The 17,880-nt window shown below is 30.8% G+C and carries 9 protein-coding genes; 2 read left to right on the top strand and 7 right to left on the bottom strand.

Translation table 11 applies throughout. The features are described from left to right. Positions 1-453: 453 nt before the first annotated feature. Positions 454-4,329: an nSTAND3 domain-containing NTPase gene (locus tag K350_RS0100145; protein WP_028978187.1), complete on the top strand. Its 3,876-nt coding sequence runs from the start codon at positions 454-456 to the stop codon at positions 4,327-4,329. Positions 4,330-4,771: 442 nt separating this feature from the next. Here K350_RS0100145 and K350_RS0100140 read toward each other — a convergent pair whose 3' ends face one another. The 7 genes from K350_RS0100140 to K350_RS0100110 form a co-directional block, all read right to left on the bottom strand. Beyond that, positions 4,772-8,734, bottom strand: coding sequence for a hypothetical protein (locus K350_RS0100140; protein WP_028978186.1), 3,963 nt, complete (start codon positions 8,732-8,734; stop codon positions 4,772-4,774). A 167-nt stretch (positions 8,735-8,901) separates the two neighbouring features. Beyond that, positions 8,902-12,717 carry an SEC-C domain-containing protein gene (locus K350_RS26745; protein WP_051312722.1) on the bottom strand — a complete coding sequence of 1,272 codons (3,816 nt, stop codon included), beginning with the start codon at positions 12,715-12,717 and terminating at the stop codon, positions 8,902-8,904. 55 nt (positions 12,718-12,772) lie between these two features. Further along, positions 12,773-14,719 carry a hypothetical protein gene (locus K350_RS0100130; RefSeq protein ID WP_028978185.1) on the bottom strand — a complete coding sequence of 649 codons (1,947 nt, stop codon included), beginning with the start codon at positions 14,717-14,719 and terminating at the stop codon, positions 12,773-12,775. Then, complete coding sequence (locus tag K350_RS0100125) at positions 14,716-15,798, bottom strand: hypothetical protein (RefSeq protein WP_028978184.1); 1,083 nt, start codon at positions 15,796-15,798, stop codon at positions 14,716-14,718. The genes K350_RS0100130 and K350_RS0100125 overlap by 4 nt, the downstream gene beginning before the upstream one ends. A gap of 289 nt (positions 15,799-16,087) precedes the next feature. Next, on the bottom strand, positions 16,088-16,618 hold the full coding sequence (locus tag K350_RS0100120; RefSeq protein WP_028978183.1) for a hypothetical protein: 531 nt from the start codon (positions 16,616-16,618) through the stop codon (positions 16,088-16,090). After that, positions 16,615-17,142 carry a restriction endonuclease gene (locus tag K350_RS0100115; protein ID WP_028978182.1) on the bottom strand — a complete coding sequence of 176 codons (528 nt, stop codon included), beginning with the start codon at positions 17,140-17,142 and terminating at the stop codon, positions 16,615-16,617. The genes K350_RS0100120 and K350_RS0100115 overlap by 4 nt, the downstream gene beginning before the upstream one ends. Before the next feature lie 142 nt (positions 17,143-17,284). Further along, the gene (locus tag K350_RS0100110; RefSeq protein WP_028978181.1) at positions 17,285-17,509 is read right to left on the bottom strand and encodes a helix-turn-helix domain-containing protein; all 225 of its coding nucleotides are present in this window, start codon (positions 17,507-17,509) and stop codon (positions 17,285-17,287) included. A 126-nt stretch (positions 17,510-17,635) separates the two neighbouring features. Here K350_RS0100110 and K350_RS0100105 point away from each other — a divergent pair, with 126 nt between their 5' ends. Further along, positions 17,636-17,863 (top strand): hypothetical protein, encoded by a 228-nt coding sequence (locus K350_RS0100105; RefSeq protein WP_156026785.1) that lies wholly within the window; start codon positions 17,636-17,638, stop codon positions 17,861-17,863. Positions 17,864-17,880 lie beyond the last annotated feature (17 nt).

The following is a 17,880-nucleotide window of genomic DNA, read 5'->3' as shown; positions in this document are numbered from 1 at the left end:
TGATTAAAACCTATACAAAGTCAATTATCGAGATGGATTTAATCAAAGGATTATAAAAGGCATTCCTTTAATTATAGAATCAGAAATCAGAGTAGAAGTTGGGAGATTATTCTTAAGTAAAACTCTACAAGTTATAGGATGTATAGTATTAAAGTCAAAACTTAAAATCTGGGTAAATCAGTGGGATGGTTTCTATATTTTCTATTTAACAAGTGCTCAATGTTATTTGTTCATAATTTATATATATAAATCTGAATAATAGATAATTACATGCAATTTCGTTTGCTTCAGTTTGAGGTATTGTTCATATATAATGTTCATAACTAAAAATACTTTAATCGTTGCTCAATTTTTTTTCAATATTTTTTTTTCCAATTAGAGAATAAAAACAAAATTGCATAATCATAAATTATTCTTTTTTGATCTTTTACATTTAACAATTCCTTTCTGATTATGTCAATCACTTCTTCAGGTGTACAAGGTTACGAATATCAATATTTAGCAACTGCATATTTGGCTTTAGTTATCGGATTAGACAAAATACAATCTTTTTTTGTGGAAAAAAAAGGTAGTGAGGACGCTTATGTTGTGATTACTTTAGAATCTAAACAGTTTTGTATAGAAATACAAGTAAAAAGGGAAGCTTCAAAACTAGATATTCCTAAGCTAACCAGCTGGCTTACCCATTTCCAAGAGGGTAGTGTGGATAATAATTTATTACATAGGATTAATAATAGTAATCATTTAGTATTATTTATTACCCAAGGGAGGTGTAACGATGATGTAGTTCAATTAAAAAGGGCAGTATCCGAAATAGCTCCTCATAATGCTATTTCTATTACCCATAAATGGAATCAAGAATTTACAAAGGCCTTATCTGAATATTCTGACAACACCACTAAGCTATTAACATTACGTCAAAATTATTGTATATCACAATCTAAAGTTTTTCAAGACAAGAACCATTTGACAGATGTATTGAAAAAGGTCATTATTTGGGAAGAAGCATTAGAGAATGTTTTAACGCGTGAATTAAAATCATTACTAAATAAAAAATATCATATAGCTCAATCATTAACAGACAATGTTCAAGCTAATTTATTAGATATAATAAGAGATGGTAGAGATAAAAAATTAAATGTTGTACCACTGGTTCAAGACCTGATCAATCAAAAGAAAGCAGCGGCACCTATAATTGATAATAACTATAAAAAAAGAATAGAAGAAGAAGTTTTAATTGAAGAATTGAAGCACAATAATCTATTATTGTTAACTGGAACTACTCTTTGTGGCAAAAGTGAATTAGCAAAACATATTGCTTACCATTTTTTTTGTGAAGGATATAATTACACCATTAACACTGATTTTCAATTCATAAATCAGTTCTTTTCACAAAACACTGTAGAAGACAAAATTGCCATATTAGAAGACCCCTGGGGACATATTGAAAAATTACCTGAAAGTTTAAGTATTTGGAGTAAAATTGAAAGTTTAGGCAAAAACCTTTCTTCTAATCATAAATTAATTATTACAACCCGCCGTGAGATACTTAAAGAAATTCATTCCATTAGAGAGTTCAATTATAAAAAGATAAATGGAAAACAATGGCACGACTTAACCCTTACTAATAGTGATTTCTTAATAGATTACTGGAGGACTATCACAAATGAAAGAAATATACCAAGAGAAATAATAATAGAAATTGAAAAGATTATTGCAAAAACGGAAGGTGAAGGAAAACTTCAAATAGGGCAATTGCAATTTTTAGCTGGAACTGATATTTCTGATTTGCGGGGCAAAACAAAAGATCAGTTAGAACATATTGCTAGAATGAATTCTCTAGAAATTGGAGAAAATATTCGTGATAAAAATATAAAAATTGCAGAAATTTTATCTTTATTAGCTTTAACGTCTAACACAACGGAAGGCGTAAATAAACGAGAACTTGCATATATACTTTCGGAAGACGAAAACTATTATACGTTAATCGATAAAGATTTTTATTTAGCCACAGCATTGAAACCTGAAGATGCCAATTATCCTAAATACGATGCAGAACCTACTTTGAAAGAAGAAATCCTTAACACTCTAGAATATTTAGAAAGGCGTTTTTTTATCACTAATCAAGATGATACGTTATTTTTTTCTCATCCTAATTATCTAGAGGCTGGACGTTATTTATTTTTTGATAGCAGTAGGACTGCACAAAAGAGATTTCTAGATAAGGTCAAAAAAGCATTATTTTGTATTGATCCTAAAACTTCATTTATAGTAGCAAGTCAACTTTCCTTTTTAATTAAATATATTCCAAATGAATTTAAAGCTGAAATATTTGACATTGCTTTCAAAGGCTTGAATTCAATATACCCTTCTGTTGAGGACAGAATTTTGGTATTCTTAATAGAATACATGGATTTACTTGATGAAGATCATAAAACTATATTAATTTCCAAATTGGAATCTGGAGGAGTATCATCTTCTCACATTTTTTGGAATAATGAATCTATACCCTTTATAAGTACTGAAGGTGGAATAGGTTTTGAAGAGTATCTTGTTTCAATTGAGGATAAAGAAATTATTGATATTGAAAATAGATTTCAAAGAAATGAATTTGTTTCTTCATACGAATCATGGCATTATTTACTTGCTATTCGAAATGATGAAGATAAAAGAATATCAGATATAGTATTTGAAAAATTTTTAAAATATAAAGAAGTATTTATTCGGGAATCTGCTGCCCACATATTTGTATTAAGAACTGGCAAAACCATTGGAGTTGATCAACTAAATATAATTTTTGCAGATGAACATCCTTCTGTAGTGTTTGAAGGAGTGCGATCTTGCTTAATGGCTTGGAAAATGTTTTCGAATTCCAATAAAGAACAACTTCTTCGATTACTTAAGCAAATGCTAATTAAAAGGCCAATAGCTATTCGGTTAAACAAATTGTTTACAACATTTGCTAAAGACTATCAGCTTGATGGTATTGATTGGGAAAACATGAATGAAGTTGAGAAGAAAGACCTTTGGACAGTGTGGGGAGAATTATTTCCTGTTTTCATAAAACAAATTCCTATAGATGTTTACTTTAACCCAGGACTCTTCGGACTTACAATAACGGAATCACTTAACTATTTGACTAAAGAAGCAGGTTTGACAATATTACAAGTATGGTATGAAAGAATAGATTATCGAATAAAAAATGGTGCATACCCGGATGAATATGAAATGTCCGTGGCTGATTACTTAATGAAGTTTACGAAGATGGATTATAAGGTTAGGGAAGTATTATTCGATAAGTTAATTACATATCCAGTAACAATTTTTTTGATTTCAAATATAAAGTGGATTGTTGAGTATTGGGAAGATATGCATATTTCAGAAAAGGAAAAGGTGATTTCATTAGTGAAGTCCACAAGAAAAGATGTTCGGTGGATCAAGGCAGTTTTATTAAATTCATATACTAATCCCCCTTTAGAAATTCAACAAGAGATTTTAGGAAATCCCAATTTTTTTCAAATGGAAATTCAACAGATCGTAAAATCCTTCCCTGAAAATCTATTGTTGGATTGTTTGCATGTTTACTTTGGACACCCACAGCCTTTATGGTGGCTTGCAGTGCATCATCATAATAAAAATTTTTGGAATATATTAGTTAGATATATATTGAATTCAAAGAAGGATCCGTTTTACCACTTATGTTTAAGAGAACTTTTGAATAAAGGGGTGAATGGATTTTCAATCGATTGGCGAGATGGTTTTTGGATATGGAGAAATATGTGTCGAAGTCCATATAAGCAAAGGGAACAACTTTTAAGATTAATTTATGAAACTGCTACTACAAGTTGTGCGCTTGTCGCAACAGAAAAATTATGGAATATCATAATTAAAGCATATCAACATGAAGAAAATGAAAAAGAATTAGTTTCAATAATTGTAGAACATATTGAATTACTGCAACAAACTGGGGATAAGAGAGACCTATTTAAATTTTGGGGCAAAAATTTTATATTTGATAAATTATATCCAGCATTAGATCCTGATTTTACTGTAATAAAATTAATTGAACAAGTGATTAAAGTGCCTGAACTTGAGAGCCATATTATTCCACTAATTCAATTATTTGTTGATAAGAACATCTCTCTAAAATTTTTCTTTAGCTCTATAATAATAAATCAACTTATAGAGAAACACAAACTTTCTGAAGAACTTAAGAATGCTCTTGTAGCTATTCCTAATCACCACGAAATAGTTGGAAAGGAAAAAATAATACTCCTAAAACATATACTGCAAGAAGATATGAAGTTAGGAGACTGGGTAAAAAGTTAAGCTTATTTATAATAATTACTAACCTTCCATTGAACAAACATCAATTTCTAATTTTAATATAATTTGTAATGAAAATTTAATCAAGAAGATATTTTAAATTAGTTCTTTCTCAAGAATGGACATCTGTTCTTAATTTTCCCTATAAATATAAAAATGAAATTTAATCTGATCATTTGTTGACTTTTGCTAGTAATATTTTTTTAAGACAATTTTTAAAAGCTCTTAAGGATTTTAATGAAAATACTAACTATGAAGATTTAGAAGAAAGAACTATATGTCTTTCAAAAGGGTGATTTCATTACTCTTTAACAGGATAATTATAAACCATAGTTGTTCTACTTTAGAGCTGTCCTAACAATGGAAAGGTTACAAAATAATATCTGTTGAATTTTATCCAATGACAACTGGATCACAAAAAAAACGCTTCTAATTTGTAATTGATTTATTTGTACTTATTTACATATTTGCCATAAAGCAAGAGTATAAATACTTCCCAGTTTTCATTACACACTCTTAATCTGTCAATCCATTTAGAGATAATTTCCATGTTTATTACAACCTGATAATCTTCTTCTTCGCCTTTAGGTTCTGGAAAAATATTATCCCTAATATTGATCAATGCTTTAAAATATTCCTGCTCGTCTTCGCTGCAGTTGTAAGTGGGTTCATCTAAAGGAAACATATTAAGCCAAACCACCACTGAATCTAATACAGATTGAAGAGATCGCTGTAATTCTAAACCTATTTTTTCTATATGGTGGGATAAATTTTTCTGGTCTTCATCTTTTAATTCAATTTGATCAAACAATCGTAAATCATAAAAATGATCAACCAATGAAATCAATCTACCATATGACTCAATAGCTTTGTTTATCTCATTGAATTCAGGATACAAATGTGCCCAACTCTGGATATTAAGGCTTTCAAGAATATCAGTTGCAATAGGTTTTTGTATAAAATTAATAAGGGACAACTCTTCCAATAAATCATCCTTGATAATGTTTAGCATTATCACATTCCATTTATTATTAACGCTTTTATTATAAACCGTTTGAATGAAATAAATATTAGAAAACCATAGTTGCAACATTAGGTATTTAAGACTTGTAAATTCAGGATTATTTATTGCCTGCTGTATTATATTATAGGCTTCTTTCATCCCTTGTAATGACAAGAAAGGATTTTCGCCATCAATAAGTAATATTGGCTTTCCCTCTGTAGTTTTACTATTAATATATTGTATTGAAAATTGATTTGCTTTAGAAGCCTGTTTACAATCTCTAATTATTCGGTTTTCAAAATCACTTTTAAGCTTAAATATTCTTTCATAGGAGTGCTGTCCTTTGGTATTATCACTCAAAAAATCTTTCCAATAAGTTGCGGCAGTGAGTAAATTATTAATCTCAATTTTGGTTTTGTGATAAACATCGATGGTGCCTAAAGTATGATTATATTGATTATTATATTCTTTAAGTTTATTAATTGCATTGTATAAATTAACTTGAGATAAGCGCTCTATATTTTCATTATGAATGTGTCCTTCTTCTGTTTTTAATTTAATCTTTGATGTCAAAGTTTGTGCAGACTGGTGAATAAAATTTTCGATATCTCCTTTAAAATCAGAAAAGCTTTTAAAAAACATTTCAAACTTTGAGTATAATGCTTGATTTAATTGCTCTCTTTCGTTTTCAGAATTTTGTCTTTTTTTCTTACCTACAAATATACCTAAAGGATCGATAATTGATTTTGGCTCCTTAATTTTTTCAAGTCTATTAAAAAAAATATTCTCCATAACTCGCGTCACTGGTGCATAGGTTTTACTTCCTTTAAGCAGCAAATCAAAAGATCTATTAAACTCATTAATTTTATCCTTAATTTGTGTTTCCCATTGGTTTAAATTTATACAATAGTCATTCCAATCTTTAGGTCGATTTTTATATTCATATAATTTAATAATGCAAGAATTTATGTTTACCCATTCCTCTAAGGGTAAACTTTCAATAGGAATGGTTTTATGCGTAGGATCATAATCAACTGAAAGTGTTTGCAATCTATGACCATATCCTTGAGAGTTGAATTGTTTCTTTTCTGGAAACGCAGTTCTTAATAATTCTAGAATATTCACAACAAAATCATTTGTTGATCTTTCATCATCAGCCTTTAAGATGTCAATTATATAATGTATGCTTACTTCATCTTCATCCATAGGTAAGTGAATAATATCAAAATCACTTTTTATTCGATCAACCAAATAACCAGCATATTTTATTCTAATCGCATTCATTTCAGGTGAATAAAAATGCATTCCCAACATAAGTTTTGACAAGCTACTACTGTCTAATATTTTAAAAGCAGCTTCAAATCTATTATCCGTAAAAAGAGGTATACTTTCCTTACTATTAGGAATATTTTTTAGCCAAAATAAGGTTTCCCCAAACGATTTCCATTCAATTTTTGTAGTTGGAGTATCAATTGGATAATTAAGTTTATTTATAACATTAGATGCTAAGTTATAAACTAATTGATTGGATGATAATCTTTTATTAATATCATCAATCTTTTTTCTATGCTCTTCATCCACATTGAGCATGTCAAGCATCCCATTTCTATCATAATTAGTTCCAAACAAAAAATCCAAAATCATTGTCCATGCATCACCATAATTTGCTCTACATTCATCTATAATTTCCCGATTTTTTTCAACATACTCACGAGTACCTGCCCATATAAAGGCTTTTATTATTGATGCATAAACAGACCAGTCATTTACAGAGAACTTCTTATTTAAATCAGATATAAATTGATCAGGTTTAAATATTTCAAGATAAAGCAATTGTACTAGAAATAAATACACATCTTCTTCCGCTAATAGGGAGATACATTTATAGCCATATTCTTCTTTATGATTAGTATATTCATTGAAAAGTATTTCAAGAAGCTTTTGCGAACGAACTATATGAAGTCCTTGTATATATTGTTTGTCTGCTGATTTTTTAATTAGGTATTCATTCTCTAGCTTTTCAATTATAAACTGGTAATCAAAATTTGAATCAAGTTTTGAAACATCAATTTTGGCTCCCATAGAATCGGCAAGGCTGACGATCCTTAAAAACTCAATTGGTTGATTATTACTTAGACCGTCTTCCTTTAAAATTTGCTGAACTTGTTGTTTTAATTTGTTACGCAATGAATCTCCTTGAGTAATAGAATAAACAAATTCCAATAACGGCGTATTGCTCCCAATTTGAATCCAGGCTTCATCAAAATCAGCAAAATGACTGATTTTATTTCGTTGGTTCAATCTTGAATAAATAACTTCAGCCTCTTCTTTTGAAAGAGACAAATCAATTTCTTTGTATTCAAATTCAATTCCAATTGCTGTAGCTCTATACCAGTCTTCATATCTGATTGCAACCAAAAACTTTATATGATTTAAATGTGCGGATTCTTTAATTATCTGAATCCACTCAGTGGAGTTAGGATTTATATTGATTACAAAAACAGCTGGAATATCAAGATTCTTACTTATTGAAGAAATGGCCTGAATGGACTTTTGAGTAATAATAGGATCTTGTTGAATTTTTAATTCAAAAGAAAGCCAATCATTGATATATTGATTTACATAACTATATAATAACGCTGTCTTTCCTTGCCCAGAAGCACCTTTTAATATGATGGTATTATGCTCTTTTATTTCTTCATTGATTTTTTCTAAGTAATTTTCTCTGTTTACTTCAAGCCCTAATAAAATATGCTCATATCTAGTCAATGTGGCATTATAGAATTCCTTTTCTAATAATCTTTGATTTACACCTTCTGTTGTGACTTTATGCAATGGTTTTAAAACTAAACCATACTGTTCATGTATTGAAATTCTCTCAGAGATATATTTCGCAAAATCTTCAACCTTTCTGTAAAACTCTTTTGTTGTAATGGGCTGCTGCTTCTCAGCAATGAATTGCAACCAGTTTAACATAAAACCTATTGTAGGAATTGGATCAACTGAAGAAAAACTTTCCTTCATCATTTTCTTTACTTCCTCTGCAATTACCCCCTCATTAATTTCTTTGAATTGAGTTTTGCTCTTAACTAGTTTCCACTCATCTGCGGCTATCCTATATTTTTTTAAAGTCGCTTTATCTTTTTCACTGATACTGTCTTTATAAACCGTCCAATTCTTTAATTCCGCATTTATCTCACCATATGAAACAAGTATAGGAATTGCGCTTGGATATTTATCTAAAAATCTTTTTATAAATGATGTTTTGTTATCTGATAAGATATCTGATAATGTTATTGTCTTTCCTAAATTTTTTAATTGTATGGCGTATAAAAGACTACCATTCTTGTCTAAGACATCTAAATCCTCTTCTCCTTCCAAACGAAATATGAAATCTTCTTTCATATTGGATAGGATAAAATGTAATGAGTATAAGAATTGGGTTCTATAACCTTTTAAGGCAGCAATTGCGGACATTTGTTATACTATTTGTTTAATTATAATTTTCTGAATTATCTTAACTCGGCTATAATCCATGGCTTTTTTGGGTTGACCGTAACACAAAGAACGAATTATTTTAAATCCGACAAATAAGATACACCAAGTTTTCTCAAAAAAGCAAATGACTTCAAAGGTAAGGGGAGGGTATCTTTTTTTAGATAACCAAGTGGAATCTCATCTGCAGTTAATATGAATGATTTAATTTCATATTCTTCTGCATTTGGAACTAGGCTGGCTAAAGAATTCTTATTTGTATTAAGCCACTGATGTCGTATCAAATGCTTTTTTATTTTAGCTTTTTTATCATTACCGTTACGACCAATATAATCATCTATTTCAACCTTCATTTCATGTACATTTCTACCTCCTTGAATGTTTTTACATTCAATGGGATAAATTATGTATTTGATATGATCTATCACAAGAAGATCAATATCCCCTTCGGGCTTATCACTTTCTTTATAGCCATGAGGAACTAAATTTTCCATTTTAACTTCATGAGGTATTACCTGAAAATCTGAGTTCTGCTCAATCCAAGTTTTTACTGCTTTCCTGAATGGCTTGCCTTTGTCTCCTGAAACTCCGGCAAGCCAACTTGTCATTAGTTCAGATTTAACATTAGGCAATTTACCTGAATAAAGTAAATAGAATAAGTTATCAATAAATTGAATTAAATGCCTATGTCCATAATAATAATAGTAACTACCTTCATTCTGAAGTTTAATCAATGGCCTCCTGATATAAGAAATTGATCTATTATACCGCCAAGGGAAAATATCAATAGGGGTGTAGCCGACAGGGGGTATACCAATCCCAGTTCTTTCTAATAACGTCAGTAATTTAAGCGCGCAATTGAGATCATCGGTGCTAACACCTTGAATTGAGGATAGAATTTTTATTATTGCAGATTCCTCTATATCCATGCAAGACTTACCTTTGGTGAAGGCCTCGTTTACTAGAGCACCGATAATTTTTGATAAATTGGTAAGAGTTATTCCAAACTCTGCTCTAAAAGCTGTATCGAGTGCTTTTGATTCATCTGTTTCACTCACGTCCTTTGATTTCTTCGACTGAACATAATTGGATTCAAAATCTTCTACATTTTTAAACAATGTACTTTCAGTTTTAGCTACGGCGTATGGTTTAAATGCTTCCCGCTCCAATGTTTTGTCAGTACCAATACGACCTGACGGCAATAATCCCATCTTTGGATCGTCAAGGCCCAATCGCATAGCTTCGCTCAATGCGCCCCATTCAGTAAGTTGATTAGTTAAAGCAAGGAGCTCGCCTATATCGTCATAGTTTGGCCATTTATGACCAGAAGGAATTTGGGTAGCTATAAACTCTATCAATGTCCTAATTGCATGGGCAGTTATCACCAGATTTTTTTCGTCATCCATTAACAGCCGAACTTCAGAATTAAAGTCACTGAAGCAGGCAATTTTCGCAGGAATAAGTATTTCCCGAAATTCCCTCACCTGTATGCACTTTTCATTCAGCTTGATTAGCCACTTTAGTAATCCGGCTCCATCAAATAAAGCAATCCGATCAGAAATCTGATTTATAAGAGCAGTTACAATATCGTCACAGAGCTTAATCTTATTTTTCTTTTCCAGAATATCGATGGATATTTCATATTCTTCAGGTAGATAGCTTACAAGATTATCCAAAACATAAGATACGTCAGTATCATTTATATAATAAAGCGGTGGAAGGTCTCGATCGTCAATTTTTATATTTAAAGAAGCATCATTAAAAAGAAGCATTTTCGCATTAGCAGGACGTAGCGTGCTATTAATAATTTCTTCAATAATTTGTCCATTAAGTTTTGTATTATTTCCTGCTGCCTTTATATAATTTACCATTCCCTGCATTACTGTTCTCATCATCATTTTATCAGCAGTGTTGTCGGGCAGGCTTACAACATAGATATAGTTAAAGGGGATAGTGATCCTTATAGTGGGCGGAATTACTTCGCTCTTGATATGTATTTCTGTGAGGGCTACTTGTCTAACCTGAAATTGTTGCAGATTTAACATTTCATCAGCTACAATAACTTCTATTTCAAACTGTATGAAATCTTGTTCATTTAGATATGGAGATAGGAGGTAAGACATTTTATTCAACCAAAAAGCAATGGCTTCACACACATAGGTACCCCAACTTTCTCTCCTTCCTTTCGTCTGCGGGTTAGTCACCCAGATGGGCATTTTGTAGCTCTCTATAACTATACGAAAACTTTCACTCAACTCTCTTTCTACATATATTGGGGCATAATTTTTATAACGTGTAACTTTAGTATAAGCTAATTGCCCTTTGTAAAAGATCGGAGCAGCATGTTCATTTTGCTGCTTTTGTATTTCCCTTTTGAAATCGTCTGAACTTCCATTTTCAATTATGAGCAAGCCATCTAACGGATTAGCTTCATCTGAGTCCATCAAACTGCCATAATTATTCCGGTATACTGCATAAGTATCCAAAGTCCCACCCGTGGACATAACTCTTGTACGTTCATTAGTTCTGCTGTAACACTTTGCAAATTTCCATAATGTTAAGCTGTTAATTGTGGACGAATGTGTTATTGTCCAAAGTTCTCGATAAGTTAAAGCCAATGATTGATTACCTGCAGAGGGTTTTGACCATACAAAAAAGAAATCTTGCCAGGCTTCTCCAATAATATAGAGGCTGAAGACGTCAAAAGGTTGCTGCCCATGGAGGTTTCTTAGAAAATCAACTACCTCACTAGTTCTTTCCTTATATGGATCTGTTGCCTCTTTACCAGAATTGCCAGCAAATTCTGTCGGTACGCTTTTAATGGGTTGAACAAAGCATACATAGCCTAATTTTTGATTATCGAACTGAAATACCTTCTCCCGCACAAATAGAGAACCTTTAAGTGGAGGTAATTCTATATCCGCAGCCCACCAGCCACTGCTACCCAGTGCTGCGCAACTTAGATGAAACTGCCTAGCATAAAATAGTTCAAGTAGTTCATCATAACAGTTATATTCCTTTGCTTTTTGATTTACGTATGTAATGAGTGAATTCAAGATACCCGTTGGCATATAAAGTAGGATGGCATCCTGTAGCTCAATAATCGGTTTGAAATTAACCACATTTTCTTCAGGTGCGTCATTCTGAAGTTCATCTCCTCCAGGTTGCAATATAAAGTCATCCAATATTGCAATATCATATCCCTGAATTTCGCAAGCTTCGTTTAAGAACTCTCTCGTAAAGTAAACGGCTTCGGTATATTGAACGGTTTTATTATAATCAGGAAATTCAATATTTCTGGTACCACTTTTTCGATGTATATAAGCAACATGGCCAGAGTAATGAGCGACGGCATTGCTCATGAATAACAATAATCCAATTGCGTCCCCAACTTTTTTTACAAACTCTTTATTTAGGTCATTTTTTACCTGAAAAATACACTCGGTGAGTTGGTTGAGGATGTCGGTAAATCCGACGTAAATACCGGAGTACACAACATAATTACCTCCTTCAAAAATTGCGGTCTCAGTAAAAGCGTTCGCCAGTGGATCTTCTTCATAACTTCCTGAGGAATAACTCTCAATCGCTTCTTTCATTAATTCCCAGGAAGCCAATGGCTTAATATCATTAGAGCTAAAATTTAACAAGGTTTCTCGGCACAACCGCTCAAACCGAACATTTCTACCATGATTTTCAGGGTGCAGTTGTAATGCCGCTAATAGCCCTAAAATTTGAACAGACCTATGGTTCTTAAGTAAATCTGTAAAGTCTATTGTGGATCCTTTAACCATTTCTAGATGGTTGATATGAACATCTTCTTTATCTGAATGGCAGTGCTTATATTTTTTTCCGCTTCCACAAGGACAAGGGGAGTCTTTATCAATTTTTTCCATTGGATTATAACAATAAGGGGAAATATGATATCTTACCATTGAGATTAATGCTCTCTCAACCTTTCTTGGGGAGAGGTATTCTACCTACGGCATAAGCTAAAGGATTGCTTATCTCAAATGTTTCTCTAACATGAATATCCCATACAATACCTGTCTTTATGTAGTTTAATGCTTCTTCTTCGGATAATTCATGACCTTTAGGACTAATTTTCCATCCTTTAGGGTTTTCATTAAATATACGCCTTGCTTCATTATCATCTACAGGAATAGTATCTACCTGTAACTGCTCTTTATACCATTTATCATTGCGCACTTGATTTAACAGAAAAGCATTTTGAAAATCAGCAACCACAATGTATTCTTCAAAATCCTTATTGTATGATGTATAAAGGGGGATGTCTTTATAAAGAGAAAAATTAGAACTATATTCCTCCGACTCCTCTTTTAATTTCCAATCAGGAATAAAGTCTTTATGAAAAGCTAAATCATTAGTAGAATGTGCCCAATGCGCCCCAATAATAATTACAGTTGGAGTAAATTTATTTGCTTTTATAACTTTGATTAGCTTATCTAAACATTTAACAATACTATTAAATGACCTTACAGGTGTATCATCTTTTTTAATGTTGTTGAGAAAATCACCGTCTTCATAGTCAGCTATTGAACTTCCTAAATCACCACTTCCATGTACAAGGTTATACCCCTCTTCGACAAACATCATTTTCATTCCTTGTTGAAATATAAAGTACCCTACAGGGGTAATTGAATCTGAGTCTTCAGAGTTTTTCCAATTACCATAATTTTCAAATAGTCTATGTAAAAAAGACCTTTTATACCATTTAGAACCTACAGATTCTCGATACTCAATAGCCTTAGCTTCTGAGAAAGGTTCAGAAGCCAATCGGTTATTATTGTCAACAAACTCTATTTTCATCAATTGAGAAGCAGCTCTCTTTAATGAATCAGATATATAATCTATCCTCTTTATAAAGTCATCCTCTTCAGTTGAATTTTTAGTTATATCTGATAATGTATTGTTAAAAATGATAGGAATCCATATGTCTTTATTTGCTCTTATTTCTGATAATGTAACTTGAAATTCATTAAAGTACAATTCGAAAAATCTTTGTGTACTCCTTATCCGATTAGGATTTATCTCACGGGTGACAAGACCTGAATTTTTAATAAGAAAAATCATCATTCCTAAATTTGTCCATGTCTGAGGCTTTAAGGGAGACCTTGCTAATGTGTGGTTGATTTTAACAACATCATTTTCCCATTCATCTACTCCAAAAGCATCGAAATGTGACATTGTATCTATGTATATTAATGTATCTAAAATTCTTTCATAATTTCTTGCAGAAAGTCTATTTGTATTTAGATAATCAATACATTCTTTTGTTGTAATTTTTCCCTCTCTGTAGAGATATATAATCCAACTGTATTGAAATATGGCAACTGAATTTACATAATATTCTATCTCATAATCTAAAGCTTCTTTGGCTTTATTTCTTTCAGAATATAGGTATTTTTTGAAAATATATGAATAATATTCATTTGTTGCTTCTTTGTATAATTCTAAATCCTTATTTAGTAGTATATCATGAAGAAGACCGTTATACTGGGTTAATGAATAGCGGAGGAATTCTTTAACTAAAACCTCATTGTCTCTTGCGTCAACTTTTTGTTCTATTCTAAAAAGAATATGTGTTATTTTAGTTCTTATACTCTCATAAGATTTATTTTTTAAGTTAGAAGAGTATTTGCCACTTGATAATGAAATTTTATAAAGATTTTTGATTAATGGAAGATTTCTATAAAAAACTATACTTGTAGCTGTTCCAATAGACTTATAGATAATATCATCAAGGGTTGATATTGTCTCAAAAAGTATTTCTTGATTGTTGTTCTGATAAGACAGGACAATGCCATCGTATAATACTTCCTCTATTCCATCAATTGTTGTAGATACACTATTAAATAGTGTTCTTCGTCTTCTCATCTTAAACTTTTGTTGGAGTTACAATATAATTCGTTTAGCTCTTTATATATGGAAAGATAATCTACTGCTAAATTTCCATTGTTATTTCTAACTGCATCAATATACTGTTGATGAATATCTTTCATGTATTCTGTATACTCTATTTCATCCTCTCTTTGAGATTCTTTTACTTTAAATAGTTTTATTACTTTGGGAGTAATTGCATAATCTTCATTAGCATAAAGAATAGGAGTATCTGCTCCAATGTTTTTGCCAATTAGAAATTGTGAATATTGAAAATCATTATCAGGGTGAGATTTTTTAATTGAAGTTATGGCTTCCTCAAACTTATCAATGTATACATCATACAATACTCCACTATTGTTTCGACTACTAAGAATTACCCTTTGTGGATTGTGTATTTCACTTATAGTGTATGTGGTTTTAATATTGTTATCTTTAAGAACTTTAGTGAGTCTATTGCTAAACAGTTCTACTATCTTTTCTTTAAACAAAATGCAAGTAGCCTTTTTCAAAACCATTTCTTTGTAAGTATTAAATACAGGCTTGTAATCCATGTATTTAGCAACTCTAATAAAAATTACAATTATCAAAGGAATATTAACAAGGATAATCAAATAATTACTTAGTAATACTGCATTGTTTATACTGTTGTCTTTGGTAATAGTATCCGCTAATAAACTTATAATTAGCATACCTACAATATTCACTAAGGAAGAATAGAAAATTGGGAATAAAAAAGTTTTTTCGCTGAAGAATTTGAAGCTTACAAATGTTTTTGATTTTATTTCGGTGAAAATAAAACCAATTATCACCATCGTAATTCCCACGATTGAAGCTAATATGCCATTACTCGAATTGTTCAAGTCCTTGGCATTATTAAGAGTAATTACCTTTAAACACTCAGGAGATGGGATTAAAATAGTTGAAAGATAAAGAATGATGTATATTGGAACTACTATAAACAGGGCGATGTATTTATCAGCTACATAGTCGAGTAAGGATTTTTCCCTTCTCAATAACTCAGGACATTTTTGTTTTATTTCCGCTCTAAATATCTTTCTTAAACTTATAGCCATGTTTATTTTAACTTACTTTTTAAATTGTTATGTTTTCTCCTGTTTCTAATAAACATTGTTTCCCTAGGATTCTTAAAGCTTTCAAATTCGCTGAACAATTCAGGACAAAACTTACACTAATAATTTCATAATTATATATTTAAAGGATTCACTCTTTTATGAGCAGTATCAGTTACTTGATTGTTCCATACCAAAAGTTGTAATCTCTATAAAAAATATAAATGCTTGTCTCATTATGACATTGAATTAGGTTTTAGCAGTTCAGATAGAATTGAACGTTACCGGAATGTCATTTATCATTAGATGAAAGTAACGCTATTAAAGCTATTAAAGCAGCACCTCCAAGAACCAAGGCTAAACCATCGTTATTATCAAAAAATTCTTCCTTTTTAGTTATGCTATTTTTTTTCGCAATGGGCTTTAATTGGCGCTTTTTATCAGGAGAAATAATTTTTTTAACTTTTTGAATAGATAACTCTGGATTATCTCTATCAAATCTAATTACATTAGGTAACTTATCTATATCTTGTCTAAATTTGACATTATTTTCAACTAATAGTAGGCTCGGAATTCGCATAAATCTAGCATATTTATAATCCTGAAGCACTTTTGTTTTATTATTTCCTTTTGATGAAAGGATTCCAATAAAAAGTCTTGAATTAATAATTTCATTTGTTGAAATATCTGCCATTACCTCAGAACCATGATCCGTATTAAATGATGATTTTAATACAAAGCCTTTTTGACCAAGTTCTATTGCTAGAATTGAAATTATATATTTTTCGGTTTCATTTATTGAACAAGATATAAAGGCCTTCATTTGTTATTCCTGATAAATTGTAACGTTTCTTGATAATATTTGGGAAAGAATGATTTATGTATGTCAGTTTGAGTATACAGCAAATCCTTAAATCTTGAACCAGACCATATTTCATAGTTATAACAAAACCTGCAATTCTTTCTTAAGCTTTCAAACATATTTGTTGTTGAAATTGCAGGAACATCCTTACAAATTAAAAGATAACCATCGGCAGAATATTGATGAATCAAAGAAGGTATATTAACCTTATTCAAATGAGAAGTTGAAATCGAACTATTATGAAATTTACATTGAATTACCCATTTACGAGAAAAAGTAACTACTGAATCATTTATGTTAAATGTAACTAAAATATCTCGTCCTCCATCTCCACCTTCTCCAGAAGGTTCCACTTTAACATCCATTATTCTATTAATAGGATCTTCTTTTAACTTTCTAAAATATGCCGCAACAAGTTCCTCAAATCTCTTTCCTGCTTCTTTCGGATTTTTTTTAGTTTCTAATTCGGAAAAATCTAATTGCATTAATAAATAAAAATTTTAATAAGCCGATAAAAAGGATATTAGGGTTTGATATCTAAAGTTAAATAATATTAACAATTAGTACAAACAAAATTTATTACAGAAATAGGGGGATAACAATTAAATGGAAAAGTATTATATAGTGTTAACCTCTTCTAATTTCATCGATTTTTCCAATAATCACAGAAGGGGAGACCTTCAGACCATCTGAAATTTTAAAAATTGTAGTAAGCGAAGGTTCTTTATTTCCAGCTTCCAAATGATATATAAAAGCCCTGTCTAGATCAGCAAGTTCTGCAAGCTTTTCTTGAGTAATACCTTTTTCGATCCTTAATTCTCTTACAACCTTACCAAAAATTTGCTGCAGCATTCTTTAATTTTAAGAATGCGTAAAGTATGATTAGTCGAATTTTCTATCCACTGTCTATAGACAGCAAGAGGATTTTTTGTAGATTTATAATTGAAAAAAAAATTTCCCAAATCAGATTTAAAATATATGAATAACAATGACTTCCGTAGTTATTTTGAAAAGAACAATGAAAATCAGGGTACTAAACCCATAAATATTTATGAATTTACACACCGATTTTATAAAGAAACAGCTACTTTTTATGATATTGAGATGGGAGCCTTGGTAAGTAATATATTGATAGAATGGATGGAAAAGTACAAAAAAGCAATTAGTCAGGATAAAATAAAAAGAATACAGGAAAGAGGTTATTAACAATTTTTAATAATTTT

Source organism: Sporocytophaga myxococcoides DSM 11118 (genome assembly GCF_000426725.1).
Lineage (GTDB): Bacteria > Bacteroidota > Bacteroidia > Cytophagales > Cytophagaceae > Sporocytophaga > Sporocytophaga myxococcoides.
This window is presented reverse-complemented; position numbering and strand designations above follow the sequence as displayed.